The sequence below is a fragment of the Streptomyces sp. TN58 genome, assembly GCF_001941845.1.
GTDB lineage: Bacteria > Actinomycetota > Actinomycetes > Streptomycetales > Streptomycetaceae > Streptomyces.
Genome location: NZ_CP018870.1, coordinates 1,071,897 through 1,098,542, shown reverse-complemented (window position 1 = coordinate 1,098,542; position 26,646 = coordinate 1,071,897). Strand labels below are relative to the sequence as shown.

At 73.0% G+C, this 26,646-nt stretch carries 28 protein-coding genes; 17 read left to right on the top strand and 11 right to left on the bottom strand.

What is annotated here, in order from left to right:
• Window positions 1-177 precede the first annotated feature (177 nt).
• Genes BSL84_RS04980 through BSL84_RS04955 form a run of 6 tightly spaced genes read left to right on the top strand, consistent with a single transcriptional unit; the run spans window position 178 to window position 4,720 of the window.
• A complete protein-coding gene (locus BSL84_RS04980) occupies window positions 178-480 on the top strand; it encodes an urease subunit gamma (RefSeq protein WP_030028850.1) in 303 nt (100 codons plus the stop codon).
• A 15-nt stretch (window positions 481-495) separates the two neighbouring features.
• A complete protein-coding gene (locus BSL84_RS04975) occupies window positions 496-807 on the top strand; it encodes an urease subunit beta (protein ID WP_030028851.1) in 312 nt (103 codons plus the stop codon).
• A complete protein-coding gene (locus BSL84_RS04970; RefSeq protein ID WP_075969895.1) occupies window positions 800-2,521 on the top strand; it encodes an urease subunit alpha in 1,722 nt (573 codons plus the stop codon). Before BSL84_RS04975 ends, BSL84_RS04970 begins: the two co-directional genes overlap by 8 nt.
• A 13-nt stretch (window positions 2,522-2,534) precedes the next feature.
• Window positions 2,535-3,209, top strand: coding sequence for an urease accessory protein UreF (locus tag BSL84_RS04965; protein ID WP_075969894.1), 675 nt, complete (start codon window positions 2,535-2,537; stop codon window positions 3,207-3,209).
• A gap of 30 nt (window positions 3,210-3,239) precedes the next feature.
• The gene (gene ureG, locus BSL84_RS04960; protein ID WP_030034046.1) at window positions 3,240-3,935 is read left to right on the top strand and encodes an urease accessory protein UreG; all 696 of its coding nucleotides are present in this window, start codon (window positions 3,240-3,242) and stop codon (window positions 3,933-3,935) included.
• Window positions 3,932-4,720 carry an urease accessory protein UreD gene (locus tag BSL84_RS04955; protein ID WP_075969893.1) on the top strand — a complete coding sequence of 263 codons (789 nt, stop codon included), beginning with the start codon at window positions 3,932-3,934 and terminating at the stop codon, window positions 4,718-4,720. The genes ureG and BSL84_RS04955 overlap by 4 nt, the downstream gene beginning before the upstream one ends.
• A gap of 163 nt (window positions 4,721-4,883) precedes the next feature.
• On the opposite strand, the gene BSL84_RS04950 is transcribed toward BSL84_RS04955, so the two are convergent.
• From BSL84_RS04950 to BSL84_RS04930, 6 genes are all read right to left on the bottom strand, one after another.
• Window positions 4,884-5,594 (bottom strand): lysophospholipid acyltransferase family protein, encoded by a 711-nt coding sequence (locus tag BSL84_RS04950; protein WP_075969892.1) that lies wholly within the window; start codon window positions 5,592-5,594, stop codon window positions 4,884-4,886.
• 84 nt (window positions 5,595-5,678) lie between these two features.
• The gene (locus tag BSL84_RS36410) at window positions 5,679-5,837 is read right to left on the bottom strand and encodes a hypothetical protein (protein WP_030029092.1); all 159 of its coding nucleotides are present in this window, start codon (window positions 5,835-5,837) and stop codon (window positions 5,679-5,681) included.
• A gap of 32 nt (window positions 5,838-5,869) precedes the next feature.
• The gene (locus BSL84_RS04945) at window positions 5,870-6,826 is read right to left on the bottom strand and encodes a cytochrome c oxidase assembly protein (RefSeq protein ID WP_030029093.1); all 957 of its coding nucleotides are present in this window, start codon (window positions 6,824-6,826) and stop codon (window positions 5,870-5,872) included.
• A 101-nt stretch (window positions 6,827-6,927) separates the two neighbouring features.
• Window positions 6,928-7,953, bottom strand: a complete 1,026-nt coding sequence (locus tag BSL84_RS04940) for a 6-phosphofructokinase (RefSeq protein ID WP_030029094.1) — start codon at window positions 7,951-7,953, stop codon at window positions 6,928-6,930.
• A gap of 227 nt (window positions 7,954-8,180) precedes the next feature.
• Window positions 8,181-8,909: a type 1 glutamine amidotransferase gene (locus BSL84_RS04935; RefSeq protein WP_045320998.1), complete on the bottom strand. Its 729-nt coding sequence runs from the start codon at window positions 8,907-8,909 to the stop codon at window positions 8,181-8,183.
• A 27-nt stretch (window positions 8,910-8,936) separates the two neighbouring features.
• Window positions 8,937-10,175, bottom strand: coding sequence for a MurT ligase domain-containing protein (locus tag BSL84_RS04930; RefSeq protein WP_030029096.1), 1,239 nt, complete (start codon window positions 10,173-10,175; stop codon window positions 8,937-8,939).
• A gap of 124 nt (window positions 10,176-10,299) precedes the next feature.
• Between BSL84_RS04930 and def the strand changes: the two genes are divergently transcribed.
• Entirely contained in the window at window positions 10,300-10,845 is a 546-nt protein-coding gene (gene def, locus BSL84_RS04925; protein WP_075969891.1) for a peptide deformylase, read from the top strand.
• A gap of 318 nt (window positions 10,846-11,163) precedes the next feature.
• Here def and BSL84_RS04920 read toward each other — a convergent pair whose 3' ends face one another.
• A complete protein-coding gene (locus tag BSL84_RS04920; RefSeq protein WP_045320983.1) occupies window positions 11,164-11,808 on the bottom strand; it encodes a TetR family transcriptional regulator in 645 nt (214 codons plus the stop codon).
• Window positions 11,809-12,019: 211 nt separating this feature from the next.
• Here BSL84_RS04920 and BSL84_RS04915 point away from each other — a divergent pair, with 211 nt between their 5' ends.
• Window positions 12,020-13,249, top strand: a complete 1,230-nt coding sequence (locus tag BSL84_RS04915) for an acyl-CoA dehydrogenase family protein (protein ID WP_030029175.1) — start codon at window positions 12,020-12,022, stop codon at window positions 13,247-13,249.
• 74 nt (window positions 13,250-13,323) lie between these two features.
• Here the strand turns inward: BSL84_RS04915 and BSL84_RS04910 are convergent, their stop codons facing one another.
• Window positions 13,324-14,052, bottom strand: coding sequence for an LppU/SCO3897 family protein (locus BSL84_RS04910; protein WP_075969890.1), 729 nt, complete (start codon window positions 14,050-14,052; stop codon window positions 13,324-13,326).
• Window positions 14,053-14,115: 63 nt separating this feature from the next.
• A complete protein-coding gene (locus BSL84_RS04905; protein ID WP_075969889.1) occupies window positions 14,116-14,553 on the bottom strand; it encodes an SRPBCC family protein in 438 nt (145 codons plus the stop codon).
• Between the two features lie 155 nt (window positions 14,554-14,708).
• On the opposite strand from BSL84_RS04905, the gene BSL84_RS04900 reads away from it, so the two are divergent.
• The gene (locus BSL84_RS04900; protein ID WP_030029181.1) at window positions 14,709-14,894 is read left to right on the top strand and encodes a DUF5999 family protein; all 186 of its coding nucleotides are present in this window, start codon (window positions 14,709-14,711) and stop codon (window positions 14,892-14,894) included.
• 146 nt (window positions 14,895-15,040) lie between these two features.
• Here BSL84_RS04900 and BSL84_RS04895 read toward each other — a convergent pair whose 3' ends face one another.
• Both BSL84_RS04895 and BSL84_RS04890 read right to left on the bottom strand, forming a co-directional pair.
• Window positions 15,041-17,137: an ATP-binding protein gene (locus tag BSL84_RS04895; RefSeq protein WP_079273132.1), complete on the bottom strand. Its 2,097-nt coding sequence runs from the start codon at window positions 17,135-17,137 to the stop codon at window positions 15,041-15,043.
• Window positions 17,138-17,200: 63 nt separating this feature from the next.
• Complete coding sequence (locus BSL84_RS04890) at window positions 17,201-18,211, bottom strand: fibronectin type III domain-containing protein (RefSeq protein WP_267894035.1); 1,011 nt, start codon at window positions 18,209-18,211, stop codon at window positions 17,201-17,203.
• A gap of 184 nt (window positions 18,212-18,395) precedes the next feature.
• On the opposite strand from BSL84_RS04890, the gene BSL84_RS04885 reads away from it, so the two are divergent.
• The 8 genes from BSL84_RS04885 to BSL84_RS04850 all read left to right on the top strand — a co-directional run bounded on the left by BSL84_RS04885 (window position 18,396) and on the right by BSL84_RS04850 (window position 26,635).
• Window positions 18,396-20,000, top strand: a complete 1,605-nt coding sequence (locus BSL84_RS04885; RefSeq protein ID WP_030030765.1) for an ABC transporter substrate-binding protein — start codon at window positions 18,396-18,398, stop codon at window positions 19,998-20,000.
• A 46-nt stretch (window positions 20,001-20,046) separates the two neighbouring features.
• Window positions 20,047-21,012, top strand: a complete 966-nt coding sequence (locus tag BSL84_RS04880) for an ABC transporter permease (protein WP_030030766.1) — start codon at window positions 20,047-20,049, stop codon at window positions 21,010-21,012.
• Window positions 21,005-21,871 carry an ABC transporter permease gene (locus BSL84_RS04875; RefSeq protein ID WP_075969888.1) on the top strand — a complete coding sequence of 289 codons (867 nt, stop codon included), beginning with the start codon at window positions 21,005-21,007 and terminating at the stop codon, window positions 21,869-21,871. The genes BSL84_RS04880 and BSL84_RS04875 overlap by 8 nt, the downstream gene beginning before the upstream one ends.
• Before the next feature lie 59 nt (window positions 21,872-21,930).
• Window positions 21,931-22,869 carry an ABC transporter ATP-binding protein gene (locus BSL84_RS04870; protein WP_045320995.1) on the top strand — a complete coding sequence of 313 codons (939 nt, stop codon included), beginning with the start codon at window positions 21,931-21,933 and terminating at the stop codon, window positions 22,867-22,869.
• Window positions 22,862-23,521 (top strand): ABC transporter ATP-binding protein, encoded by a 660-nt coding sequence (locus tag BSL84_RS04865; protein WP_045320982.1) that lies wholly within the window; start codon window positions 22,862-22,864, stop codon window positions 23,519-23,521. Before BSL84_RS04870 ends, BSL84_RS04865 begins: the two co-directional genes overlap by 8 nt.
• Before the next feature lie 288 nt (window positions 23,522-23,809).
• Window positions 23,810-24,382: a streptavidin gene (locus BSL84_RS04860; RefSeq protein WP_075969886.1), complete on the top strand. Its 573-nt coding sequence runs from the start codon at window positions 23,810-23,812 to the stop codon at window positions 24,380-24,382.
• Between the two features lie 227 nt (window positions 24,383-24,609).
• A complete protein-coding gene (locus tag BSL84_RS04855) occupies window positions 24,610-25,761 on the top strand; it encodes an MFS transporter (RefSeq protein WP_045320994.1) in 1,152 nt (383 codons plus the stop codon).
• Window positions 25,762-25,792: 31 nt separating this feature from the next.
• Window positions 25,793-26,635: an SDR family NAD(P)-dependent oxidoreductase gene (locus BSL84_RS04850; protein ID WP_030028680.1), complete on the top strand. Its 843-nt coding sequence runs from the start codon at window positions 25,793-25,795 to the stop codon at window positions 26,633-26,635.
• Window positions 26,636-26,646 lie beyond the last annotated feature (11 nt).

Sequence of the window (26,646 nt, the reverse complement as noted above, 5' to 3'; positions counted from 1 at the left end):
TGCCACCGCCAATGATCACCCATGGGCCGGTAAAGCCGCGGTGCGCGGAACGGAAAGCCTTCCCCTGCGTCGGGGCAAGAGACGCCTGGGTGGGAAACGCGCAGGTCGACAGAGTGCCGCGGGCCGCTAGGGTCGCCTCGGCGTGTCGGCCCTGTCCCGGAAGCTTGGTGAACACGAGTGCAACTGACACCGCACGAACAGGAGCGACTGCTCATCCACGTCGCCGCCGACGTGGCCGAGAAGCGGCGGGCGCGCGGAGTACGCCTCAACCACCCCGAGGCGGTGGCACTCATCACCTCGCACATCCTCGAAGGCGCCCGCGACGGCCGGACGGTGGCCGAGCTGATGGCCTCCGGCCGCACCGTGCTGAGCCGCGCGGAGGTCATGGAGGGGATTCCCGAGATGATCCACGACGTGCAGGTCGAGGCGACCTTCCCGGACGGCACCAAGCTCGTCACGGTCCACGACCCCATCGTCTGACAAGGAGCCCCCCGCATGATCCCCGGCGAAATCGCCCTCGGGGAGGGGCCGGTACTCCTCAACGAGGGCCGCCCCGTCACCCGTCTGACCGTGCTCAACTCCGCCGACCGGCCCGTCCAGGTCGGCTCCCACTACCACTTCGCCGAAGCCAACCCCGGCCTCCGCTTCGACCGCGCCGCCGCACACGGGCTCCGGCTCAACATCGCCGCCGGCACCGCCGTCCGCTTCGAGCCGGGCATCCCCGCCTCGGTGGAACTGGTCCCGCTCGCAGGCCTGCGGACCGTCCCCGGACTGCGCGGGGAGACCGGAGGGCCGCTCGATGGCTGAGATCCCCCGCCAGGTGTACGCCGACCTCTTCGGGCCCACGGCCGGGGACCGCATCCGGCTCGCCGACACCGACCTCTTCGTCGAGATCGAGCAGGACCTCGCCGGCGGCCCCGGCCGCTCCGGCGACGAAGCCGTCTTCGGCGGCGGCAAGGTGATCCGCGAGTCCATGGGCCAGGCCCGCACCACCCGGGCCGAAGGCGCACCCGACACCGTGATCACCGGAGCCGTGATCCTCGACCACTGGGGCATCACCAAGGCCGACCTCGGCATCCGCGACGGCCGCATCTGCGGCATCGGCAAGGCCGGCAACCCCGACACCATGGACGGGGTGCACCCCGCCCTCGTCATCGGCCCCGAGACCGAGATCATCGCCGGCAACGGCAAGATCGTCACCGCCGGCGCCATCGACGCCCATGTGCACTTCATCTCCCCCACGGTCGTCGACGAAGCCCTCGCCTCCGGGATCACCACCCTGGTCGGCGGCGGCACCGGACCCGCCGAGGGCACCAAGGCGACCACCGTCACCCCCGGGCCCTGGCACCTGGCCCGCATGTTCGCGGCGCTGGAGTCCTACCCGGTCAACATCGGCCTCCTCGGCAAGGGCAACACCACCTCCCGCGAGGCCATGCACTCCCAACTGCGCGGCGGAGCGATCGGATTCAAGATCCATGAGGACTGGGGCGCCACCCCCGCCGCCATCGACGCCTGCCTGAGCGTCTGCGACGAGACCGGCGCCCAGGTCGCCATCCACACCGACACCCTCAACGAGGCCGGCTTCGTCGCCGACACCCTCGCGGCCATCGCCGGGCGGACCATCCACTCGTACCACACCGAGGGCGCCGGCGGAGGGCACGCACCCGACATCATCACCGTCGTCTCCGAACCGAACATCCTGCCCAGCTCCACCAACCCCACCCGGCCGCACACCGTCAACACCGTCGAGGAACACCTCGACATGCTGATGGTCTGCCACCACCTCAACCCCGCCGTCCCCGAGGACCTCGCCTTCGCCGAATCCCGCATCCGGCCCTCGACGATCGCCGCCGAGGACGTCCTGCACGACCTCGGCGCCATCTCCATCATCTCCTCCGACTCCCAGGCCATGGGCCGCGTCGGCGAGGTCGTGCTGCGCACCTGGCAGACCGCCCACGTGATGAAGCGGCGGCGCGGCTTCCTCCCCGGCGACGGACCGGCCGACAACCACCGCGCCCGCCGCTACGTCGCCAAGTACACGATCAACCCGGCCGTGGCCCAGGGCATCTCCCGCGACGTCGGCTCGGCCGAGACCGGCAAGCTAGCCGACCTGGTCCTGTGGAACCCGGCCTTCTTCGGGGTCAAGCCCGAACTCGTCATCAAGGGCGGCCAGATCGCCTACGCGCAGATGGGCGACGCCAACGCCTCCATCCCCACCCCGCAGCCCGTCCTGCCCCGGCCGATGTTCGGCAGCCACGGCCGCGCCCCCGGCCTGAACTCGCTGAACTTCACCGCGCAGGCCGCACTCGACGACGGACTGCCCGAACGGCTCGGACTCGCCAAACGGTTCACCGCCATCGAGACCACGCGCAAGGTGACCAAGGCGGACATGCGCAACAACGACGCCATGCCGCGGGTCGAGGTCGACGCCGACACCTTCACCGTCACCATCGACGGCGAGCCGGTGGAGCCCGCACCCGCCGCGGAACTGCCCATGGCCCAGCGCTACTTCCTCTTCTGACAGGCCCCGCCACATGAGCCTCGCCGCGCTCCTCGTCCTCGCGGACGGCCGCTTCCCCGCCGGGGGCCACGCCCACTCCGGCGGGGCCGAGGCCGCCTGCAAGGCGGGCCGGATCCACGACGCGGCCACCCTGGAGGACTTCTGCCGGGGCAGGCTGCACACCGCCGGACTCACCGCGGCGGCCCTCGCCGCCGCGGCAGCCCTCGGCCTCGACCCGGCGGCACTCGACGCCGCCGCAGACGCCCGCACACCGTCGCCCGCACTGCGCACCGCGGCGCGGCGACTGGGCCGCCAGCTGCTCCGGGCCGCGCGGGCCACCTGGCCCGACCCCGGACTGGAACAGCTCGCCGCCGCGTTCCCGCGCGGCGCCCACCAGCCCGTGGTGCTCGGACTCACCGCCCGGGCGGCCGGGCTCGGGCCGCTCGACGCCGCGCACGTGGCGGCGTACGAGAGCGTCGGCGGGCCGGCGACCGCCACCGTACGGCTGCTGGGCCTGGACCCCTTCGAGGCGAGCGGGGTACTGGCCCGGCTCGCCCCCGAGCTCGACGACGTCGCCGGCCGCGCCGCCGAGGCCGCCCGCCAGGCCCTGCCGGACGGGGTCGACGCCCTGCCCGCGGCCTCCTCGCCCCTGCTGGAGATCACGGCCGAGGTCCATGCCGGCTGGCCGGTACGGCTGTTCGCCTCCTGACCACGCCCCCTTCCACACCCGGAGCACCCCATGCACCTCGACCACGCCGTCGCGCGACCCCACCGGCACACCCACAGCGCCGCCCCGCTGCGCGCCGACGGCACCCGCCGTGCCCTGCGCATCGGACTCGGCGGGCCCGTCGGCTCCGGCAAGACCGCCACCGTCGCGGCCCTGTGCCGGGCCCTGCGCACCGAGGTGTCCATGGCGGTGGTCACCAACGACATCTACACCCGCGAGGACGCCGAGTTCCTGCTCCGCGAGGCCGTCCTACCCCCCGAGCGGATCACCGCCGTCGAGACAGGGGCCTGTCCGCACACCGCCATCCGCGACGACATCTCCGCCAACCTCGAAGCCGTCGAGGAACTGGAGGACGCCTTCCGCGAGCACGCCCCGCTCGACCTGATCCTCGTCGAGTCCGGCGGGGACAATCTCACCGCGACCTTCTCCCGCGGCCTCGTCGACGCCCAGATCTTCGTCATCGACGTGGCCGGCGGGGACGACATCCCCCGCAAGGGCGGCCCCGGCGTCACCACCGCCGACCTCCTCGTCGTCAACAAGACCGACCTCGCCCCCCACGTCGGCTCCGACCTCGGCCGGATGGCCCGCGACGCAGCCGAGCAGCGCGGTGAGCTGCCCGTCGCCTTCCAGTCGCTGCGCGGCCCGGAGGGCGTGGCCGCCGTCGCCGGCTGGGTCCGTGAGCGGATCGCCGCCTGGACCGCACGGTGACCACCGCGCCCCCCGTCCCTGCGCCCGCGACCGGAGTACGGGCCACCGCCCGCGTCCACGCCGTGGCCGACGGCAGGGGCGGGACCGCGCTGCCCCTGCTCGCCGGAGAGGGCCCGCTCGCCCTGCGGCGTACCCGTGGCCGGGAGTCCGCGGAAGCCGGGGTGGTGCTCGTCGGCGCGATGAGCGCCCCGCTGGGCGGTGACCACCTGACCGTCCGCGCCACCGCCGGGCCCGGCGCCCGGCTGGCCCTGACCTCGGCGGCTGCCACCCTCGCCCTGCCCGGCCGGACGGGCGACCCCGCCCGCTACGACGTGGAGCTCGACCTGGAGGACGGGGCCTCGGTGCGGTGGCTGCCGGAGCCGCTGGTGTCGGTCCGCGGCAGCGACCTCCGGGTACGCACCCGCGTCCGGCTCGCCCCCACCGCACGCCTACTGCTGCGCGAGGAACAGGTGCTGGGACGGCACGGGGAGCCGCCCGGTCTGCTGCGCAGCCGGCTCACCGTCACCCACGGCGGCCGGCCGCTGCTGGACCAGGAACTCGCCTGCGGCCCCGGCGCTCCCGGCGGCTGGGACGGCCCGGCGGGACTCGCCGGGCACCGGGCCGTCGGTCAACTCCTCGTCGTCGACCCGGCGTTCGAGGAGGACCCGCCGCCGGCCGCGGTGCTGGGGGAGTGCGCCGTCGCGACCCCGCTGGCCGGACCCGCCGTCCTCGTGACGGCTCTGGCCGCGGACGCCCTCCGGCTGCGTGAAGTGCTCGCCGCCGCCGGCCGTGCCTACGGCCACTGACCGGCAAGGTCGACGCCCCGGGCGTGACATGTGCGCCGCACGCCACACCGGTCGCCCCGGCCGCGGAGGCCCCCCGCTCAGCGGACGCCGCCGGGGCCGGACTCCCGGCGCGCGAGGAGCTGACCGCCGTCCGCCACCGGGACCGCCCGCAGGCGGAGCGGGCTCAGCGCACCGTGCGCCGGGCCTGCTTCCGCGCTTCCTCCTCCTCGGCCTTCACCTCGGCCGCGTACCGGTCGACGTACTCCTGACCGGACAGGGCGAGGATCTCGTACATGATCTCGTCGGTGACCGCCCGCAGGACGGTGCGCTCGCCCTCCATCCCGGCGTACCGGGAGAAGTTCAAGGGCTCGCCGAAGCGGATCGTCACGCGCCGGATCTTCGGGATCCGTTTCCCGGGCGGCTGGATCTCGAAGGTGCCCACCATCGCGCAGGGCACGACCGGCACCCCCGCGCCGAGGGCCATGGCGGCCACGCCCACCTTGCCCTTGTAGAGCCGGCCGTCGTGGGATCGGGTGCCCTCCGGGTAGATGCCCAGCAGCTCGCCCTTGGCCAGGACGCCCAGCCCCTCGCGCAGGGCCGCCTGGCCGGCGTCCTTGCCGGACCGGTCCACGGGGATCTGCCCGGCGCTGCGGAAGAACGCCGCGGTGAGCCTGCCCTTGATCCCGGGGCCGGTGAAGTACTCGGCCTTCGCCAGGAAGGTGATCCGCCGCGCCAGGATGGCGGGCATCAGGAAGTGGTCGGAGAACGACAGGTGATTGCCCGCGACGATCGCCGCGCCCTCCGCCGGGATGTTCTCCAGCCCCTCGATCCGCGGCCGGAACAGCAGCCGCAGCAGGGGTCCGAGGAACACGTGCTTGAGCAAGTGGTAGAACACCAGGCCGCTCCTGTGGGTATCCCGTTGTCACGGCCAGTCTACGGACGGTGAGTCGCGGGACGGAGGGGGCGGTGTCGACCTTCCTCAGGTACTGCGCGAGGCGGCCATCCCCGCCGTCAGCAGCCCCAGGACCACCCAGCCGAACCACAGCCAGCCGTTGCTCCCGAGCACCACCGAGTACGTGGCGACGGCCACCAGGGAGGCGAAGGTCATGACTGCCATCGCCTTAACGGATCCGGTCATGCCCCATGGTGGCGCGCGGACGCGGGGTCGCGCTACTGGCCACGCGCGCGGAGCGAGGCGAGATACGCGTTGTACGCCTCCAGCTCCTGGTCGCCGTTGCGGTCGGCGGCCCGGTCGGAGCGCTTCGCTGCCCGCTGCTCGGAGTGGTACCACTGGTAGATCAGGGCGATCAGGACCAGGACCGAGGGGATCTCGCTGAACGCCCAGGCGATGCCGCCGCCCCACTGCTGGTCCAAAAGCGGATCGATGCCGAGGGAGGCCGGCGGGTCCGCGTACGTCCTGATCATGGGCTGGCTCGCCATCATCAGGGCGATGCCGAAGAACGCGTGGAACGGCATGCCCGCGAAGAGCTCCAGCATCCGCATGACGTAGCCCGGACGGTGCGGACCGGGGTCGATGCCCATGATCGGCCAGAAGAAGATCAGACCGACCGCGAAGAAGTGGACCATCATCGCGATGTGCCCGGTGCGGCTCTCCATCAGGAAGTCGAAGAGCGGCGTGAAGTACAGCGCGTAGAGGCTCGCGATGAACATCGGGATGGTGAACGCCGGATGGGTGATCACCCTCATGTACCGGCTGTGCAGCAGCGCCAGCAGGAGCTCGCGCGGCCCCCTGCGGCCGCGGCCGGCCGGGGGCAGCGCGCGCAGCGCCAGCGTCACCGGGGCACCCAGCAGCACCAGGATCGGGGTGATCATGCTGATCACCATGTGCTGGACCATGTGCACGCTGAACATGACCATGCCGTAGTCGTTCAGCTTGGTGCACATCACCAGGATCACGGTCAGCACACCGAGGGTGAACGCGATGGTCCGGCCCAGCGGCCAGGAGTCCCCGCGCCGGCGCAGCCGCAGCACGCCCCACCCGTACAGGGCGAGGCCCAGCAGCGAGCCGAACAGGAAGAAGGCGTCGAAGGAGAACTCCAGCCCGCGCCCGAGAGTGAACGGCGGCAAGTCCATGTTCATGTCCATGCCGTGCCCGCTGTGATCCATCTGTTCACTCCCTTGACTGTGCTGCCCCACCACAGTAGTGCCGCCCCCGCACGCTCGTGCGCGCGGGGGCGGTCTGCCACAAATGGGACGCCGGGGAGCCGTCAGAGAACGGTCTGGGCCTCGTCGTAGCGGTCGGCCGGGACCGTCTTCAGGGACGAGGTCGCCTCGGCGAGCGGCACCATCACGATGTCCGTGCCGCGCAGCGCGGTCAGCATGCCGAACTCGCCCCGGTGCGCCGCCTCCACCGCGTGCCAGCCGAAACGGGTGGCCAGGACCCGGTCGTACGCGGTGGGCGTGCCGCCGCGCTGGACGTGGCCCAGGATCACCGGACGGGCCTCCTTGCCCAGGCGGTTCTCCAGCTCCGCGGCCAGCAGGTTGCCGATGCCGGCGAACCGCTCGTGGCCGTAGATGTCCTTGCCGCGCTCCTCGAAGGCCATGGAGCCGGGCTTCGGCTTGGCGCCCTCCGCGACCACGACGATCGCGAACCGCTTGCCCGCCGAGAACCGCTCGCCGACGATCGCCGTCAGCTCGTCGATGTCGAAGGGCCGCTCCGGAACGACGATCGCGTGCGCGCCCGCCGCCATGCCCGAGTGCAGGGCGATCCAGCCGGTGTGGCGGCCCATGACCTCGACGACCATCACACGCTGGTGGGACTCGGCGGTCGTCTTCAGCCGGTCGAGCGCCTCCGTCGCGACCCCGACGGCGGTGTCGAAGCCGAAGGTGACGTCGGTGGAGGCGATGTCGTTGTCGATGGTCTTCGGGACGCCGACGATCGGCAGGCCTGCCTCGGAGAGCAGGTTCGCGGCCTTCAGGGTGCCCTCGCCGCCGATCGGGATGATCGCGTCGAGGCCGAGGTCCGCGACGTGCCCGCGGGCGCGCTCGACACCGTCGCGCAGGTGCGCGGGCTGGACCCGGGAGGAGCCGAGGATGGTGCCCCCGCGGGCGAGGATGCCGGCGACGGCATCGAGGTCGAGCTTGCGGTAGTCCGCCTCCAGCAGGCCCTTCCAGCCGTCGTGGAAGCCGATCACCTCGTCACCGTGGTCGACGACGGCGCGGTGCACGACGGAGCGGATGACGGCGTTGAGGCCGGGGCAGTCGCCACCGGAAGTGAGCACACCTATGCGCATGGCAGAAGAGACCTTTGCAACGTGGGCCGACGACCGGACCACGTCGTCCGGTTGGAACTACGGCCACCCTACAAGCGGTTTGGAGGTGCCCTGAACCATCCTCCACATGCTGGTCGTGATCGTCGTACAAAACGACGTCGGCCCGGTTCCCCCTAGGGAAAACCGGGCCGAACACATGATGCGGGGGCCGCCCCGATGAGCGGCTGCGGGTGGGTGCGGACGGGGTGCTACGCGGGCTGCGTAGCCGCCGCGATGCGCTCCGCGCGCAGCGCCTCGTACCACCGGTCGTCTATGGCCGGCAGCGCGTTCACGTCGAGGGCCAGCTTCAGCAGCAGGTCCGCGATGTGCGGGTTGCGGGCCATCACGGGACCGTGCATGTAGGTGCCGAACACCGTGTCGTTGTACGCGCCTTCGGTACCGTCGCCGGTGCCGTTGCCGCGGCCCATGGTCACCCGGGCGAACGGCTTCGCCGTCGGGCCGAGGTGCGTGACGCCCTGGTGGTTCTCGAAGCCCGTCAGCTGCGGCAGGCCCAGGCGCGGGTCGATGTCGGCGAGGACGTCGCCGACACACCGCTCGCCCTCACCGCGCACGGTGACGACGTCCAGCAGGCCGAGGCCCTCCTGGCGCTGCCCCTGGTCGTTGACGAACTCCTTGCCGAGGATCTGGTAGCCGGCACAGACGGAGAAGACGATCGCCCCGTTCGAGACGGCCCGCTCCAGACCCCCGTCGCGCAGCAGCCGCTCCGCGGCCAGGCGCTGCGGACGGTCCTCGCCGCCGCCGATCAGGTAGATGTCGCCCGAGGTGGGGATGGGCTGGTCGCTGCGCACGTCCACGCGCTGCACGTCCAGGCCGCGCTGGCGGGCGCGGCGCTCCACGACGAGGGCGTTGCCCTGGTCTCCGTACGTGCTGAGCAGGTCGGGGTAGACCCACACCAGACGCAGGCTGTTGTCGCTCATGCTCTTGTGTCCTCTGGGGTATGAGTACTAGTTGCCGACGCGGCGGCGCACGTCCTGGAAGGCGGTGTAGTTGGCGATCAGCTCGATCTGTCCGGGCGGCGCGAGCTGCACGGCCTCGTCGAGGGTCTCGCACACCCGGAAGTCCAGGCCCGCGACCTCCAGGCGGACCGCGAGGTCCAGCTTGCGGTCGCCGATCACGAAGATCGGGTGGCCGGCCAGGCGCGGGTAGTCGACGTCCCACAGCCAGGAGGTGTCGGTTCCGTCGGCGCCGCGCGCGTTCACGGAGAGGATCACCGGGGTCGGCGGCGGGTCGATCAGCGAAAACGTTTCGAGCCAGCCCGCCGGGTTCTTGGCGAGCAGCAGCCGCAGCTCACGGCCCTGGAAGTTCACCACGTCGTAGCGGCCGGCGACGGCCTGCACCTGGTACATCCGCTCCAGCGCGACCTGCGGCGGGACGCCGAAGACGGCGGCCACGGCGGCCGAGGTCGCGGCGTTGGCCTTGTTGGCACGGCCGGGCAGCTGGAGGTGGATCGGCCAGGCCGAACCGTGCGGGTCCAGCACGTGGTCGCCGGAGAGCACCCAGGTCGGGGTCGGGCGCCGGAAGCCGCACTCGCCGCAGAACCAGTCGTCGCCCGGGCGCTGCATGACACCGCCGCAGGAGGGGCACGACCAGGCGTCGTCCTTCCACTCCTGGCCGGCCGCGACCCACACCACGTTCTGCGAGGAGGAGGCGGACCAGACGATCAGCGGGTCGTCGCAGTTCGCGACGATGACCGCCTTGGACCCCTGGAGGCCCTCACGCCACTTCTCCGCCAGCATGCGGGTCTCGGCGGCGCGGTCCAGCTGGTCGCGGGAGAGGTTGAGCAGGGCGATCACCTTGGGGGTGACGTCCCGGGCCACTCCGGCGAGGTACTTCTCGTCGACCTCGATGACGCCGTACTTGGCGTCCGAGCCGCCCGCGAGGGCCGAGGTGATGCCCGCCGGCATGTTGGCGCCGAGGGCGTTGGAGACGACCGGACCGCTGGCCCGCAGGGCCTCGGCGATCAGCCGGGTCGTCGTGGTCTTGCCGTTCGTCGCGGAGACGAGGACGACGTCGAGATGTTGCGCCAGCGCGCCGAGGAGATCGGGGTCGAGCCTGAGTGCGACCTTGCCGCCGATCACCGATCCGCTTCCGCGTCCCGCGGCCCGCGACACCGCCGCCGCGGCCTTGCCCGCCGTCACGGCCAGCTTGGCCCGCGGCGAAAGCGGCTCCGTGTTGCCTGCCATCGTCCCTTGTCCTCCTAGCGTCGGTCGGCCCCAGCCTATCCAGTACAGGCAGGAGCCTTGACCGCGGCGCCCCCCGCCCCACCACGGATCTCCTCGTACGGCCGCCCGTCGTAGGCTTGCGGCCATGCGACAGCGCCCCATCCCCGGTACCACCGGCCTCGTCCGCACCATGAGCCTGCTGGGTGATCCGGTGCTCCACTCGCCCTGCCCGGAGGTCACCGAGTTCGGGCCGCGACTCGACCGCCTCATCGAGGACATGTTTGCGACGATGTACGCCGCCGAGGGCGTCGGCCTGGCCGCGAACCAGATCGGCGTCGCCCAGCGGGTGTTCGTCTACGACTGCCCCGATGACGAAGACGTACGGCACGTCGGGCACGTCGTCAACCCCCGTCTGATGGCGGCCGACGGGGACGAGTTCCTCGGACCGGAGGGATGTCTGTCCCTGCCGGGGCTGGAGGCGGGCACCGTCCGCTTCGACCACGCGGTCGTGGAGGGGGTCACGTCGGACGGCGCCGCTGTGCGGATCGCGGGTACGGGGTTCTTCGCGCGCTGCCTCCAGCACGAGTGCGACCACCTCGACGGGACGGTCTACGCGGACCGCGTGACGGGCATGCGGGCCCGTCGCCTGCGGCGGGCGATCCGCAAGGCCCCGTGGGGCCGGGCTCGCTAGGCCGTGTCTGACCGATTGCGCCGTCCGCCCGCAGGGCGGGGCGCGCGGCGTCCGGTGCGTGCGATCGCCAGGCGCAGGATCATCCTTGTACTGGGCGTACGTGGATGACTCCGACAACGCAGCGAGTGTGCGTGCCGGGCGTCGTGCGCCAGGCGGGATTTGTCAGACACGGCCCAGCGCAGCCCCTGCTGATGCTGTCCCCGCCGGGCTGCGCCCGTCCGGCGAGGCTGAGAATGCCGCCGGCCCGGCCCGCCCGCAAGGCGGCGCGCCTTGGCGGGCGGCTCCTGCGTGGCCGGGGAGGCGGTGGGGGTGCGGACGTCAGAAGCCGGGGCCGTTTTCGCGGTTGCCGGCGGTGGCGAGGCGGCCCCAGAGGAGGTCGGTCAGGCCGGCCACGAGGTCCGCGCGGGCGCAGGGGCGTTCGCCCAGCCACCAGTCGCCCGCCGCGTGCATCATGCCGACGATGCCGTGGCCCCAGACGCGGGCCAGCTGCTCGCCGGCGGGGCCGAGGTCGACCCGCTCGCTGATCACCTGGGCCAGCTCCTCGCCGAGCCTGCGCAGCAGCGGCGCGGAGTGCAGGCCGACGTCGAAGCCGCGCTCGGAGGTGTGGGAGTCCTCGGCCGGGTGCATCAGGAAGCGGTAGACCTGCGGGCGGGCCTCGATGGCCGCCAGGTAGGTGTCGAGGGTCGCCTCCACCCGTCGGCGGCGTTCGGCGGGGGCGTCGAGCGCGGCCCGCAGCGAGTCGAGCAGGGCGTCGGTGTGCCGGACCGCGAGTGCCTGGTAGAGGCCCGCCTTGTCCCCGAAGTGCCGGTAGAGGATGGGTTTGGTGATGCCGGCCTCGGCCGCGATGGCGTTCATGGAGGCCTTGGGGCCGTCCCTGAGCACGACCCGGTCTGCCGCTTCGAGCAGCTCCCGCCGGCGGCGCTCGGCCGCTCCCGGTTCGCCGGTCTGCTGCGTGGTCTCCATGAGTTCTCTCCCCGCCCTTGCGATGTGCCTGACGCCCACGCAACGTAACACCCATGGCACCCCGGCGATCGAATCAGCGGACACGAGCTGGGGGCCGGGAGCGGCATCGACCGTGCTTGACAGTGTTTACTCGCCGGTAACAGACTGTGGCAACCACGTAGGTTACCGCTAGTAACCTCCGGAGTGACGAGTGCGGACAGGTGGAGGGGACATGGCGGAGTTCACCATGGAGCTGAACGAGGACCAGAAGCAGGTGCGGGACTGGATCCACGGCTTCGCGGCCGATGTGATGCGACCCGCGGCCGCGGAGTGGGACGAGCGCGAGGAAACTCCGTGGCCCGTCATCCAGGAGGCCGCCAAGGTCGGCATCTACTCGCTGGACTTCTACGCCCAGCAGTTCTTCGACCCGACCGGGCTCGGCATCCCGATGGCCATGGAGGAGCTCTTCTGGGGAGACGCGGGCATCGCCCTGTCCATCGTCGGCACCGGGCTCGCGGCGATCGGAGTCGTCGCCAACGGCACCGAGGAGCAGATCGGCACCTGGATCCCCCAGATGTACGGCACCCCCGACGACGTGAAGGTCGCCGCCTTCTGCTCCTCCGAGCCGGACGCCGGCTCGGACGTCGGCTCCATGCGCACCCGGGCGGTCTACGACCAGGCCAAGGACGAGTGGGTCCTCAACGGCACCAAGACCTGGGCCACCAACGGCGGTATCGCCAACGTCCACATCGTGGTCGCCGTCGTCGACCCGGCCCTGGGCAGCAAGGGCCACGCCTCCTTCATCGTGCCGCCCGGCACCCCGGGGCTGTCGCAGGGGCAGAAGTTCAAGAAGCACGGCATCCGCGCCTCGCACACCGCCGAGGTGGTGCTGGAGGACGTACGCATCCCCGGAAACTGCCTGCTCGGCGGCAAGGAGAAGCTGGACGAGCGGCTCGCCCGGGCCCGCGAGCGCGCCCGAAGCGGCGGGGGCGAGCGGGTCAAGAACGCCGCCATGGCCACCTTCGAGGCCTCCCGGCCGGCCGTCGGCGCGATGGCCGTGGGCACCGCGCGCGCCGCGTACGAGGTCGCGCTCGACTACGCGAAGACCCGTACGCAGTTCGGCCGCCCGATCATCGACAACCAGGGCGTCGCCTTCCAGCTCGCCGACATGCGCACGCAGATCGACGCCGCCCGGCTGCTGGTGTGGCGGGCGTCCTGGATGGCGGTCGCGGGCCGGCCGTTCGAGTCGGCCGAGGGCTCGATGTCCAAGCTCTTCGCGAGCGAGGTCGCCAAGAAGGTGACCGCCCAGGCCGTCCAGATCCTCGGCGGAAACGGCTTCACCCGCGAGTACCCGGTGGAGCGCATGCACCGGGACAGCGCGATCTACACCATCTTCGAGGGCACCAGCGAGATCCAGCGGCTGGTGATCGCCCGCACGATCTCCGGCATGCCGATCCGCTAGCGCGGGGCCCCGGCGGGCGGACGGGGGCGCGGGGCGGGCCCCCATCCGCCCCCATCCGCGCCCCGGCGCGCGTGTCAGCGCAGCGGCGTCAGGCAGGCGCTGGTGAAGTCGTCCGGGCCGTACTTCGGGTCGGCGAGGTAGTCCAGCGGGGCGCAGCGCGCACCGGGGGTGTCCAGCAGTCCGGTGACCTTGTACGCGGCGCGGGACGAGTCGCAGGACACGACCTCCAGGTCCTGCTCGCCCCAGGTGCCCTCGTTGCGCACGCACTGCCCCACGGACAGCTTCGGCGGGCCGTCGACCACCAGGCCGAGCACGATGAGCGCCTGTACGGCCAGCACCACGAGCAGCACCGGCATGAGGAAGAGCAGGGCCGGGGGGCGGCGCCACAGCGGCTTGCCCGGGTCGAGGGGCGGGCGGAAGCCGCCCGACGGGGGAGCGAGCCTGCGGAAGGCCGCGCGCGGGCCGAGGTTCATGAGCAGGGTCACGGGCGTGACGAACAGGGACAGCGGGCTCCACCAGCCCTGCCACAGCGTGTCGGACGACATGCCGCGGTAGGTGGCGAGGCCGCAGTCCCGGCAGAAGGGGCCGCGGCGGCTCAGGAACCGCGCCAGGACGACCATGCCCTGGTGGCCCCGCACGGTGGCGGGCGCCGCCGGCCAGCACCCGCACAGGCTGCACCCGTACCGGCCGGGCTGCGGGTGGGCGCCGTACGCGCCGTACGGCTGCTGCGGGCCCGTGAACACGGGGCCTCCGGCCGGGCCGTACGGACCGGGAGCCTGCTGCGGCGGTGGCGGAGTGGCCACGGATCTCTCCTCGTTCGTTCCGTGATCACCGGCAGGGTGATCACGGAACAGTAACCAGCGCGGTCAGCGGCGCAGCAGGCGGGTGACGGCCCGGCCGAAGAGGAGCCGGCCCGCCGCCGCGACCGCCGGGTCCAGGGCGCGGGGGAGGCCGCGCAGGCGCAGCTCCTCGCGCCAGTGGACCTCCGAACCGCCCGCGGGAAGGGGGCGGATCTCGATCTCCGCCCAGCCCGTCACCGCCCGTCCGCGCTTCTCCAGCCGTACGAGTCCCGGCGAGCCCTCCGCGGGCGGGCGCCAGACGACGACCTCCATGCGGTCGTCGAATGTGATCCTGCCCACACCCGTGCGGGCTGTGAAGACCGTTCCCGCGTGTGTCGGGGGCGCCGTCTCGATGATCGTCCGCGTGAGGGGCACCTGCGCACCGTGGAGCTCCCAGTCGGTGAGCCTCGACCATGCCTCGGCGGCCGGTGCGGATGTGCGGTGAACGATCCGGATAACGGGCATGAGCGCATGGTAATCGGGCATACACACCGTGAACTGGACGGCCGAAACGGGTTCCGTCCGGGGGTGGCGATCAGTAATACTCGCCGCCACCGTGGATCGCGGATTCGACCGGGTGACCACCGGCCCTCCCGCCCCACATCGCGAGGAGGTGCGCCATGTGCTCCCACCAGCCCCCCTGCCCAGCCGCCGAAAGCGCCGACCACGACGCCGCCCGCACTGTGGTCTCCCGCCCCGAACAGGGTTGGAGCCTGCTCTGCAACGGAGTGGTGATCTTCGACGACACCGGTGAACTGCTCCCCGACCGCCGCGCGGTGGCACCCCGCCGCCCCGCCCTGGTCTGAGCGAGGAGGCAGCATGCGCCAGCAGCTGATCCGCAAGCCCGTCCCCAAGCCCGCCCCCCGAGACCTGGACCTGCGCACACCGTCGGGCAGACCCCTCCCGTACTGACGGGAGCCCCGACGGGATTAACCGGCGCGCCGTTCACGGGCTAGCCCGTGAACGCCGCCGCACCGCCCCGGAACGCCGCCTCGAAGGCCGCGTCCCCGATCACCGCCCGTGCCTGCCGTTCGCCCTCGTCGCGCAGGGCCGTCAGGGAGGGCGAGCCCATCTGCGGCCGTCCCACGGTCCGCCACCACGCGTGCCCGGTGCCCAGCAGGCGGGCCGCCAGCTCGCCGTCGCCCAGCCCGGCCACCGCCGTGGCCAGCAGGTCGAGGCCCAGTGCGATGCCCAGACGGTCGCCGAGGAGCCGCTTGCCGGACAGCATCGCCCGGACGTGGCGTGCCGCCTCCCCGTGGTCGCCCAGGCCCAGTGCGGCCACCGCCAGGACGTAGTCCGCGTAGGCCCGCATCCACCGCTCGCCCAGCTCCGTGCACGCCTCCCGCAGGGACCGCGCCTCCTCGGCCGCCTCCTCGAAGCGCTCCAGCGCGCACAGGGAGTAGCCGGTGGTCAGCTTGCACAGGAGCCAGCCGGGTCCGGTGGGCCTGCCGCCGTGGGCGGCCCGCGCCCGCGGGCCGGACAGCTCCAGGGCCCGTACCGGGTCGCCCGGCATGAGGACCGACGCCGCGTGCAGGTAGGCGGCGCGCAGTTCCCGTTCGGGGTCGGCGAGGCGGGCGGCGTGCAGGGCGCACTGCTCGCCGACGCGCCGGGCCTCGTCCATGTCGCCCTGGAGCACCATGGTGAGCCCGAGGGACCACAGGGCCTGGTTGTAGGCGACCTCCGTGCGCGGCGCGAGCCGCAGCGCCCGCTCCAGAAAGGCGCGGCCCTCGTTCACGTGCCCGCACGCGCACCAGAAGAACCACAGGTTCCCGGCCATCTCCAGCGCCGCCGCCGGGTCGGCCGTCAGCAGGTGTTCCAGGGCGGTGCGCAGCTGGGTGTGCTCGGCGGTGATCCTGCGGTACCAGTCGACCTGTCCGGGGCCCATCCAACCCCGGTCGGCGGCCTGCGAGAGCGCCGCGTACCAGTGCGCGTGCCGGTCGGAGACCAGCTGGGTCTCGCCCAGTTCGGCCAGCCAGTCCTGCCCGTACTCGCGGATCGTGTCCAGCAGCCGGTAGCGGGTGCCGGCGCCGCGCTCCCGGGAGCGCAGGACAACGGACTTGGCGGTGAGGCCGGCCAGTACGCGTTCCACCCGGGAGGCGGGCAGCGGGCCGCCCGCGCACACGGCGCGCGCCGCGGCGATGTCGAAGTCACCGGTGAACACCGAGAGCCGGGCCCACAGCAGGCGTTCGAGCGGCTCGCACAGCTCGTGGCTCCAGCCGATCGTGGTGCGCATGGTCCGGTGCCGGGGCGGCCGGGTCGCCCGGGCGTCCGACAGCATCTCGAAGCGCTCGCCGATCCGCTCGGCCATCTGCTCGACCGTCCACGACCGCAACCGGGCACCGGCGAGTTCCAGCGCGAGGGGGATGCCGTCCAGACGCCGGCACACCTCGGCGGCGACCGCGGTCCGCTCAGGGTCGGCGAAGACCGCGGCGGCGTGGGGTGCCGCGGTGAGGGCGCGGGCGCGGAAGAGGGCCAGGGCGTCGCTGTCGGGTCCTTCGCAGGGCAGCGGACGGACCTCGACGACTTCCTCGATCGCGCAGCGCAGGGGCTCGCGTGAGGTGATCAGGATGGTCAACCCGGGTGCGGACTGCAGGAGTTCACCTGCCAGGTGGCGGCAGTCGGCGACCAGGTGCTCGCAGGTGTCCAGGACGAGCAGGAGCTCCTTGTCGGCCATCCAGGCGCACAGTTCCTCGTCGAGCGGGCGCGGGGAGTGGTCGACGAGGCCGACGGTGTGCGCGGTGGTAGTCGTCAGGAGGGCGGGGTCGCGCAGCGGTGACAGGTCGACCCACCAGACGCCGTCGGGCCGGGCCTGCCGGGCGTCGGCGGCGGCGCGCAGGGCGAGCCGGGTCTTGCCGACTCCGCCGACCCCGGTCAGGGTGATCAGTCTCCGTTCGCGTAACAGCTGTCCGAGCAGGTGCAGTTCGGCCTCCCTGCCGATGAAGCTCGCCGGTTCCGGCGGCAGGTTTCCCCAGGGTGATCCGGCGCCGCCCCGGGGCGCGCCGTTCGCGGAATCTGGCTGATTGTCATTGACCGAGTACTCACCGAACACGGGAGTATTGTGCGCGATCTTCTTATCCCACCGTGCCGTTAGGGCGGGATCGGTGTCCGCCGGTCATGCGACGAGGGTGATCCGCCGTTCCGCGGAGAAGGCTCCCCAGTTGCCGTCAGGGAGCCTGGCCCGCAGTTTCACGGACCACTCGGTGCCGGTCGGTTCGGCCACGGTGAGGCGGTGCTCCACCCGGCCGGCGGGCACCGCGCCGGCGCCGAACTGGATGACGGTGGTGGGCCGTCCGTTGACGTACAGCTCGTACTCCGTGGTCGCGCGGCCGGTGTCCGGGGCGGTCCAGGTGAGGGTGACCGTGCGCGGTGAGGCGGTCGCGGTGAGGTCGGCGGGTGCGGTGGGCGGCCCGTCGCCGGAGGCGGGCGGGGTGCCGACGTCCACGGCGGGGCCGTCGGGGGAGGAGTTGTCCGCGCCGTCCCGGGCCCGGACCGTGAAGGTGTAGACGGTGTCGGGCCGCAGGCCGGTCAGTGTGGTCTCCTTCTCGCCTGCTCCGGCGGTGTGGATGCGCACGCCGCCCTGGTAGACGTCGTACGCCGTGACGCCGGTGTCGTCCGTGGAGGGTTCCCACGACAGCCGGGCGGAGCGGGGGCCGGTCGCGCGCGCGGTGGTGGCGGCGGGGGCGGTGGGCGCGGTGCGGTCCTCGGCCTTGGCCTCGGGCGTGGTCACGAGCGCGGCGGGGCCTGCTCCGGAGAGGTTCCCGGCGGCGTCCTCGGCCCGCACCGTGAAGGAGTAACCGGTCTTCGGGGCGAGGCCGGTGATGTCCACCATGGTCTTCTCGGCCGGGAGTTCCCGCACCAGGCGTCCGCCCTCGAAGACCTGGTGGCGCGTCACCCCGGCGCGGTCCGCCGGGGCGTCCCACATGACGTGCACGGAGGTGGCGCTGCCGGCCTGGGCGGTGAGCCCGGTGGGGGCGGGTGGCGGCTCGGTGTCGGGTGCGGTGCAGGCGGTGAGGGCCACGAGGCCGACGAGGCCCACGAACCCCGCGAGGACTGCGAGGCCTACGCGGCCCGTGCGGCCGGTGGCGGCGGGGAAGAGGGCGGGCGTGGGGGCGCTGCGTCGCACGGGGTGCCTTCCTCGGCCGGCTTCCGTAAAGGTCTAGACATATATGGCACGGAAGGCGGGAGGGCGACAAGACCCGTGCGTTTCTTGTCGGTGATGTGACCCCATTCGTCGACTTCTGATCACGTCTGGCATTATTGCCAGCTCTTTGCAATAACGGATGAACGCGAACAGGGATGTGCAGAGCATGACGGCCCGGACAGTACGGGGAGCGGCCAGGGCGACGGTGGCCGCCGCACTCATCACGGGCGTGGCGGCATGCTCCACCCCCGGAACCGGGGCCGCCGGCGCCGCCGGCGCGGACTCCGTCGTCGTCGGCATCGCGACCGAGCCGGAGAGCCTCAGCCCGCTGCTGGGCTACGGCAAGGACGGCAACTCCAAGATCTTCGACGGCCTGCTCACGCACGACGCGGACATGAAGCTGAAGCCCGCCCTGGCCGAAGCCCTCCCGGACGTCTCCGCGGACGGGCGCACCTACTCCTTCACGCTGCGCCGGGGCGTGAAGTTCAGCGACGGCGCCCCCTTCTCCGCCAAGGACGTCGTCTTCACCTACAGGACGATCCTCGACCCGGCGACGAACAACGCCTCCAGGACCGAGCTGGACGCGATCGAGTCCGTCGAGGCGAAGGGCGAGGACACCGTCGTCTTCACCCTGAAGTACCCCTACGCGCCCTTCGCCGAGCGGACCGTGCTGCCCATCGCCCCCGAGCACATCGCCGGCGGGCAGGACGTCAACAGCGGCGACTTCACCACCCGTCCCGTCGGCACCGGCCCCTACGTGCTCACCGGCTGGTCCAAGGGGGAGAAGCTCAGCTTCAAGGCCAACCCCGGCCACTGGGGCGGCGAGCCCGCCGTCAAGAAGCTCACCATGGCCGTGATCAAGGACGACGACGTACGCGCCACCCGCCTGCGCTCCGGCGAACTGGACGGCGCCATCCTGCCCCCGAACCTCGCCAAGGGCTTCGCGAAGGACCCGGCGCGCCGCACCTACGCCGCCAGGACCTTCGACTACCGCAACGTCACCCTCCCGACGCACCACAAGGTCACCGGCGACCTCGCCGTCCGGCAGGCCCTGGACATCGCCGTGGACCGCACGGCCATGGTCGACAAGCTGCTGGAGGGCGCGGGCAGGCCCGCCTACGGCCCGGTCCCCACCGGCAGCCCGTGGTTCGCCGCCGGCACCGAGCGCCCCCACGACCTCGACCGGGCCCGCAGGATCCTCGACGACGCCGGCTGGAAGACGGGCGAGGACGGCATCCGCGCCAAGGACGGCGTCCGCGCCTCCTTCCCCCTCTGGTACACCTCCGGCGACAAGATCCGCCAGGACCACGCCCTCGCCTTCGCCTCCGACGCCAAGAAGGCGGGCATCGAGGTCAGGACCGAGGCCGGGACCTGGGAGGTCATCGAACCCCGGATGAGGACCGAGGCCGTCCTCGCCGGCGGCGGCTCACCCGCCGACCCGGACTTCGACCAGTACCTGCTGCTCACCTCCTCCCTCGGCGGCGACGGCTTCAACAACATGGCCTGGTACGACGATCCGGCCGTGGACGCGGCCCTCGCCGAAGGGCGCCGCAGCGCCGACCCGGCCATCCGCAAGGCCGCCTACGACACGGTGCAGCGCCGGCTCGCCGAGAACCCGGGCTACGTCTTCCTCACCCACATCGACCACCTCTACGTCGTGAACGACCGGTGGGACGGGCTCGGAACCCAGGTGGAGCCGCACGACCACGGCCTCGGCGCCGGCCCCTGGTGGAACGTCGAGAACTGGAAGCCCCGGCAGAAGCAGAAGTGAGCCCCACCCCGTGACCACCCACCCCGTCCGCCTCCCCTGGAGGCCGATGGCGCGCATGGCGGGGCGGCGCACCCTGTCCGCCGCCCCCGTCCTGCTCGCCGTCACCTTCGGCGTCTTCGCCCTCGCCGCGCTCTCCCCCTTCGACCCCGTCAAGGCCTACGCCGGAACCGCGGGACTCACCGCCTCGCAGGCCGAACTCGACCAGCTGCGGACCAACCTCGGCGCCGACCGGCCCCTGACCGCCCGCTGGTGGGACTGGCTGACCTCGGCGCTCACCGGCGACCTCGGCACCTCCACCGTCATGCGCCAGCCCGTCACCGACGTCATCACGGAGCGGGTCGGCTGGTCGGCGCTGCTCGCCGCCTGCGCCTTCACCGCGGCCGTCCTCGCGGGCACCGCGCTCGGCGTCCTGGCCGCGCGCCGGGCGGGCGGCGCGTTGGACCGGGCCGTCTCCGCGCTCGCCTACACCCTGGAGGCCGCCCCCGTCTTCTGGCCGGCACTGCTCGCCATCTGGCTCTTCTCGGTACGGCTCGGCGCACTGCCCTCGGGCGGCCTCACCGACGCCGGCAGCGACACCGTCACCTTCGCGCAGGTCGCCTCCCACCTGGTGCTGCCCGCGCTGGTGCTGGGCGCCTCCCAACTGCCCTGGTTCTTCCTGTACGTCCGCCAGGGCGTCGCCGACGCACTGGGCGAGGACCCCGTACGGGGCGCCCGCGCGCGGGGTCTGGCCGAACACCGGATCCTCCTCGGCCACGCCCTGCGCTCCGGAATGCTGCCGATGCTGACGCTGATCGGCTCCCGGGTGCCCGAACTGATCACCGGCGCCCTGCTGGTGGAGACCGTCTTCAGCTGGCCCGGCATCGCCGCGGCAACCGTACAGGCGGCCACTGCCGTCGACTTCCCCCTGCTGGCGGCCCTGACGGTGCTGGCCACCGCGGCCGTACTCGCCGGGAACCTGCTGTCCGACCTGCTGTACGGGCTGGCCGACCCCAGGGTGGGCTTCGATGGCTGACACCGTCTGGCGTCCGCGGGGCCGCACCCGGCCCACCACCCGCACCCTGCGGGTCCGAGCCTCCGCCGCCGCCATGGCGGTCATCGTGCTGGCCGTGCTGGCCGTACCGCCGCTGGCACAGCTTGACCAACAGGCGGTCGACCTGGCGTCGAAGCTGCAACCCCCCTCGTGGGAACACCCCTTCGGTACCGACGACGTCGGCCGAGACCTGCTGCTGCGGTGCGTCTACGGCCTGCGCGTCTCCCTCCTCGTCGGCCTCGTGGCCGCACTCGCCGCCACCGTGATCGGCACCGCGGTGGGAGCCGCAGCGGGCGCCCTCGGCGGCTGGACCGACCGGCTGGCGATGCGCGCGGTGGACACCCTCTCCTCCGTCCCCCACCTGCTCCTGGGCATCTTCGTCGTCGCCCTGTTCCGTCCGGGGGTCTGGCCCGTCGTCGCCTCGGTGGCGGCCACCCACTGGCTCTCCACGGCCCGGATCGTCCGCGCGGAAGTCCTGTCCCTGCGCGGCCGGCCCTACGTGGACGCCGCCGTCTCCGGCGGAGCCTCCCGGTGGCGGGTCACCGTACGGCACCTGGTGCCCGGCATCCTCCCGCAGGCCGGCCTCGCCGCCGTGCTGATGATCCCGCACGCGATGTGGCACGAGTCCGCCCTGTCCTTCCTCGGCCTAGGACTGCCCGCCCACCAGGCCAGCCTGGGCGGCCTCGTACAGACCGGGCGCGGCTCGCTGCTCGCCGGGGACTGGTGGCCCACCTTCTTCCCCGGCCTGCTCCTGATCGTCCCGACCCTGGCCGTCGCCGGCCTCGCGGGCGCCTGGCGCGACCGCCTGAACCCGCGCCGCCGATCGGAGCTGACCCTGTGACCCCGCCACCGCCCCCTCCGCCCGTGCTCCGCGTCGAACGGCTCTCCGTGCGCTTCCGGATGCCCGCGGGACGGTACGTGGAGGCCGTCACCGACGCCGACCTCACGCTGGCGCCCGGCGAGAGCCTCGCCCTCGTCGGCGAGAGCGGCTGCGGGAAGTCCGTGCTCGCCTCCGCCCTCCTCGGCCTGCTCCCCGGCAACGCCGAGACCGCCGGGTCGGCCCGCCTCGCCGACGGCCTCGACCTGCTCGCCGCCGACGAGCGCACCCTCGCCCGCACCGTACGGGGCCGCCGCGTGGGCCTGGTCCCGCAGAGCCCCGCCGCGCACCTCACCCCGGTCCGGACCGTCCGCGCCCACCTGGAGGAGACCGTCCGCGAACTGGCCGACCCCGCCCCCGCACCCCACGGACCCGGCCGGGCCGCCCGCCGCGGGCGCGCCCGCCGGGCCGCCCTGCGCGCGGCGGCGGAGGCGGCCGCAGCGCGCGCCGCCTTCCCCGCCACCCACCTCGACCGCCACCCCCACGAACTCTCCGGCGGCCTCGCCCAGCGTGCGGCCACCGCCCTCGCCCTCGTCGGCGACGCCCCCCTGCTCCTGGCCGACGAGCCGACCACCGGCCTGGACCGGGACCTCGTCGAGCGCACCGCCGACGAACTGCGCGCCCACACCCGAGCCGACGGCCGGGCACTGCTGATGATCACCCACGACCTGGCCGCGGCCGAGCGGATCGCCGACACCGTCGCCGTGATGTACGCGGGGCGGATCGTCGAGATCACCCCGGCCGCAGACTTCTTCGGCGGCCCCGGGCCCCGTCACCCCTATGCGCGCGGCCTCCTCGACGCCCTCCCCGAACGCGCCTTCGCCCCCGTACCCGGAGCGCCGCCCGAGCTCGGCGCTCTCCCGCCCGGCTGCGCCTTCGCCGCCCGCTGCGCCGCGGCCGACCCGCTCTGCCGCACCCGGCGGCCCACGCTCACCGAAGGGGTGGCCTGCCACCATGCTTGAGCTCACGGACATCACCGCCGGCTACGACCGCCGTGCCCCCGCGGTCCGGGGCGCGCACCTCACCCTGCGCCCGGGGGAGTCCCTGGGCCTGCTCGGCCCGAGCGGTTGCGGCAAGTCCACCCTGGCCCGGGTCGCCGCCCTGCTGCACCGGCCCGACCGGGGGACCGTCACCCTCGACGGCCACACCGTGACCGGCTTCTCCCACCGCGCCCCGCGCTCGCTGCGCACCGCGGTCGGCGTCGTCTTCCAGCAGCCGCGGCTCGCCGCCGACCCCCGCCTGCGGCTGCGCGACCTCGTCGCGGAACCGCTGCGGGCGACCGGCCGGCGTAGGGAAGCGGCGGCGCGGGTGGCCGAGTTGGCCGAGCGGGTGGGACTCGGCGCGGACCTGCTCTCCCGCCGGCCCCACGAGGTCAGCGACGGCCAGCTGCAACGCGCCTGCCTGGCCCGGGCCTTGGCGCTGCGGCCGCGCTGGCTGGTCTGCGACGAGATGACCGCCATGCTCGACGCCTCCACCACGGCCGCGCTGGTCGGCGTCGTCGAGGACTACCGCGCCGAGACCGGCGCCGGGCTCCTCGCGGTGGGCCACGACCCGGTACTGCTGGGGCGCTGGTGCGCGAACACCGCCCACTGGAGCGAGATCGTCAAGGACTGACGCCCGTCACCCTCGGCCCGACGGCACCGCGTACATCGGGGCCTTCGCAACGGCATCGTCGCGGTACGCGACCGCTGACCCTCCCGGCGGACCGTCGGCCTCCGCGTCGCCCAGGGGCCGGTGGGCGAACACATCACGCCGACTGTCCGTATGAACTGCGACACTTCACGGAACCGGCCCCGGCTTACCGCCGGTCACGACCCTACGCTTCTTGCCGAAAGCGCCCGCGGCCCCCACCGCGCGGGCGACCGGCGGGCCCTGGAGGCCCTCACAGGGGGAAATGATCTCGTGACGCGTGTACGCCAAACCCTGGTCGCACTGTGCGCCCTGTCCCTGACCTTCGTCACCGTGTCCGCGAGCGCTTCGGCGGACACCCGCGCGACCGTGTCGCAGACCGCGGAGAGCGGTTCCGTGACGGAGTCCCGGCCCGGCATCCTGGGCACCTGGTACAACCAGCTCGGCTCCGTCATGGTGGTGACGCGGGCCGCGAACGGCGGGTTCACCGGAACCTACGAGTCCGCGGTCGGCAACGCCGAGAAGCGCTACACCATGACGGGCCGCTACGACAGCGCGCCCGCCGACGGCACCGGGACCACCGTCGGATGGACCGTCGCCTACCGCAACGCCCACCGCAACGCCCACTCTGTCGCGACCTGGAGCGGACAGTACGTCGGCGGCAGCCAGGAGCGGATCGTCACCCAGTGGCTGCTGAGCTACGGCACGACGCCCGCCGACCAGTGGAAGTCGACCGTCCTCGGCCACGACGAGTTCACCCGGGTCAAGCCCTCCGCCGCCGACATCGAGAAGGCGCGCCGGCTGGGCGTGACTACTGCGAATCCGCAGGCCTCCGAAGGGGAGTGACCCGGCAGCACCGGCCGAGCGTGTGATCCGTCCGCGGCGAGGAGGCATCCCGTGGCGGACGGATCCCGCATGCCCGTGCGCGGCGAGGTGACCATGGCGCAAAACCTCCGTTGGCCTGCAACTTCTGTTGTGGGAGTGTGGAACGGACTCCGGTTCGCGCGGCCTTCGAGCCCCGTGTCATGATCGCGTTCCGCACTGACCAGCCGGGGGGCAGGGGGTTCGTTCTCGTGTTAGGCAAGATCTCCACGCTCGCGCTCGGAGCGTTCGCAGTGGGGACGAGTGGTTACGTCGTCACCGGAATGCTGCCGCAGCTGAGCGAAGAGCTGTCCGTCTCGCTGTCCACGGCGGGACTGCTTACCACGTCCTTCGCGGTGGCCTACGCCATCGGCTCACCGCTGCTGGCCGTGGCCCTTGGCGGGTGGCGCCGCCGGCCACTGATCATCACGGCGCTGCTGGTGGCCGCGGCCGGCAACGCGCTCGCCGCACTGGCGACGGACTTCGCCGTCCTGACGGCCGCCAGGATCGTCACCGCCGTGGGCGCCGCGGTGTTCACCCCGGCCGCCACCGCGGTCGCCGCCGAACTGAGCGGCCCCGAGCGGCGGGCGCGCGCGGCGGCCTGGGTCTTCGGCGGGCTGGTGACCGCCACCATCGTCGGCGTGCCGGCCGGCACGCTGCTCGTCGGCCCGCTCGGGCACCGGGGCGTCTTCTGGCTCGTCGCGGGTTTCTGCGCGCTCTCCGCGGTGGCCGTCGCGGTGGCCGTGCCCGAGGTCGCGGCGCCCGCCAGGGTGACCCTGCGCCGGCGGCTGGCCGTCGCCTCCGACGGCCGGGTCGTCGCCGTCCTCGCCATCACGCTCGCGGCCAGCCTCGGGGTGTTCACCGTGTACACGTACGCGGCACCGGTACTGGCCGAGACCGTCGGGGCGCACGGCACCGGGCTGAGCCTGCTCCTCTTCGGCTACGGGATCGGCGGCGCCGTCGGCAACGCGGCCGGCGGGTTCGCCGCCGACCGCTACGGCTACCGGATGCCGCTGCTGGTGGCCGTGTCCGGCAGCGTGATCGCCCTGTCCGCGCTGTCCGCGGTGCACAGCACGGCGATCGCGGCGGTACTGCTGTTCTTCTGGGGGGTGTCGAGCTGGGGCTTCAACCCGCCGGTCCAGCGCCGGCTGCTCGAACTCTCGCCGGACGCCGGCGGTCTGCTGCTGGCGCTCAACGCCTCCGCCCTCTATCTGGGCATCGGCCTGTCCGGGGTCGTCGGGGGCGCGGTGCTCGACCACGCCGGCATCACCGCCGTGGCGCTGACCGGGGCGCTGCTGTGCTGCGTCGCGGCCTTGATCCACATGGTCTGCGGCAGGCGTGCCGTACTGCAGCCGACCCGCTGAAACCTGTCCCTCTCGGTAAAGGACGACGTCCGTGCGCGAACTGAACAACGTTGTGGGAATCGTCACGGGGGCGTCGCGCGGCGTCGGCCCGCACATCGCCGCGGAACTGGCCCGGGCGGGTGTCCGACTGGCACTCGTCGCCCGGTCCGGCGAAGGACTCAAGACCGCCGCGGAGGAGATCGGGCGGCTCGGTCCCGAGCCGCTCGTGGTGCCCGCCGACGTCTCCGACGAAGGGGCGCAGCGGCGGATCGTGGAGACGGTCCGCCGCGAACTGGGGCCGGCCGGGATCCTGGTCAACAACGCCGGGATCGAGCACGTCACCCGGTTCCAGGACGCCACGGTCGAGAGCATCCGGCAGGTCCTGCTGGTCAACCTGTTCGGCGCCGAGGCCCTGACCCGGCTGGTCCTGCCGGACATGCTCGAAGCCGGGCGCGGACACGTGGTCAACATCGGGTCCGTGGGCGGGCGTACGGCCTATCCGTACGCCACGATCAACTCCTCCGCCAAGCACGGCCTCGTCGGCTTCACCTGGTCCCTGCGCGAGGAGCTGCGGGGGACCGGGGTGGGGGTGTCGGCCGTGTACCCGACGCTGATCTCCGACGTCGGCATCTCCGCCGGCTGGCAGGCGGGCCGGCGCCCGCCGCTGCTCGGCCGGGTCGGACCCGACGAGGTCGCGCGCGCGGTCCTGAAGTGCATCCGGGAGGACAGGGTGGAGATCACCGTGGCGCCGGTGATGGAGAAGGTCGCGGACGTGGTCAGCGCCCTCTCCCCGCGGCTCACCGCCTGGATCGCCCGAAACGGTGGGATCTACAAGTACCTGCGCGGGGTCGCCGACGCGCAGACACGTTCACAACGACACTCTGAGCCGGCCTGACCCGCCGGCCC

Bases quoted from the DNA above. Each gene is read 5' to 3' on its own strand.
- BSL84_RS04870 (WP_045320995.1), top strand. From the start codon at position 21,931: ATGCCCGCGGGACGGTACGTGGAGGCCGTCACCGACGCCGACCTCACG.
- BSL84_RS04975 (WP_030028851.1), top strand. From the start codon at position 496: ATGATCCCCGGCGAAATCGCCCTCGGGGAGGGGCCGGTACTCCTCAAC.
- BSL84_RS04930 (WP_030029096.1), bottom strand. From the start codon at position 10,175: ATGGCAGGCAACACGGAGCCGCTTTCGCCGCGGGCCAAGCTGGCCGTG.
- BSL84_RS04880 (WP_030030766.1), top strand. From the start codon at position 20,047: ATGGCGCGCATGGCGGGGCGGCGCACCCTGTCCGCCGCCCCCGTCCTG.
- BSL84_RS04915 (WP_030029175.1), top strand. From the start codon at position 12,020: ATGGCGGAGTTCACCATGGAGCTGAACGAGGACCAGAAGCAGGTGCGG.
- BSL84_RS04900 (WP_030029181.1), top strand. From the start codon at position 14,709: ATGTGCTCCCACCAGCCCCCCTGCCCAGCCGCCGAAAGCGCCGACCAC.
- BSL84_RS04945 (WP_030029093.1), bottom strand. From the start codon at position 6,826: ATGGATCACAGCGGGCACGGCATGGACATGAACATGGACTTGCCGCCG.
- BSL84_RS04905 (WP_075969889.1), bottom strand. From the start codon at position 14,553: ATGCCCGTTATCCGGATCGTTCACCGCACATCCGCACCGGCCGCCGAG.
- BSL84_RS04970 (WP_075969895.1), top strand. From the start codon at position 800: ATGGCTGAGATCCCCCGCCAGGTGTACGCCGACCTCTTCGGGCCCACG.
- BSL84_RS04885 (WP_030030765.1), top strand. From the start codon at position 18,396: ATGACGGCCCGGACAGTACGGGGAGCGGCCAGGGCGACGGTGGCCGCC.
- BSL84_RS04935 (WP_045320998.1), bottom strand. From the start codon at position 8,909: ATGAGCGACAACAGCCTGCGTCTGGTGTGGGTCTACCCCGACCTGCTC.
- BSL84_RS04875 (WP_075969888.1), top strand. From the start codon at position 21,005: ATGGCTGACACCGTCTGGCGTCCGCGGGGCCGCACCCGGCCCACCACC.
- BSL84_RS04865 (WP_045320982.1), top strand. From the start codon at position 22,862: ATGCTTGAGCTCACGGACATCACCGCCGGCTACGACCGCCGTGCCCCC.
- BSL84_RS36410 (WP_030029092.1), bottom strand. From the start codon at position 5,837: ATGACCGGATCCGTTAAGGCGATGGCAGTCATGACCTTCGCCTCCCTG.
- BSL84_RS04920 (WP_045320983.1), bottom strand. From the start codon at position 11,808: ATGGAGACCACGCAGCAGACCGGCGAACCGGGAGCGGCCGAGCGCCGC.
- ureG (WP_030034046.1), top strand. From the start codon at position 3,240: ATGCACCTCGACCACGCCGTCGCGCGACCCCACCGGCACACCCACAGC.
- def (WP_075969891.1), top strand. From the start codon at position 10,300: ATGCGACAGCGCCCCATCCCCGGTACCACCGGCCTCGTCCGCACCATG.
- BSL84_RS04940 (WP_030029094.1), bottom strand. From the start codon at position 7,953: ATGCGCATAGGTGTGCTCACTTCCGGTGGCGACTGCCCCGGCCTCAAC.
- BSL84_RS04965 (WP_075969894.1), top strand. From the start codon at position 2,535: ATGAGCCTCGCCGCGCTCCTCGTCCTCGCGGACGGCCGCTTCCCCGCC.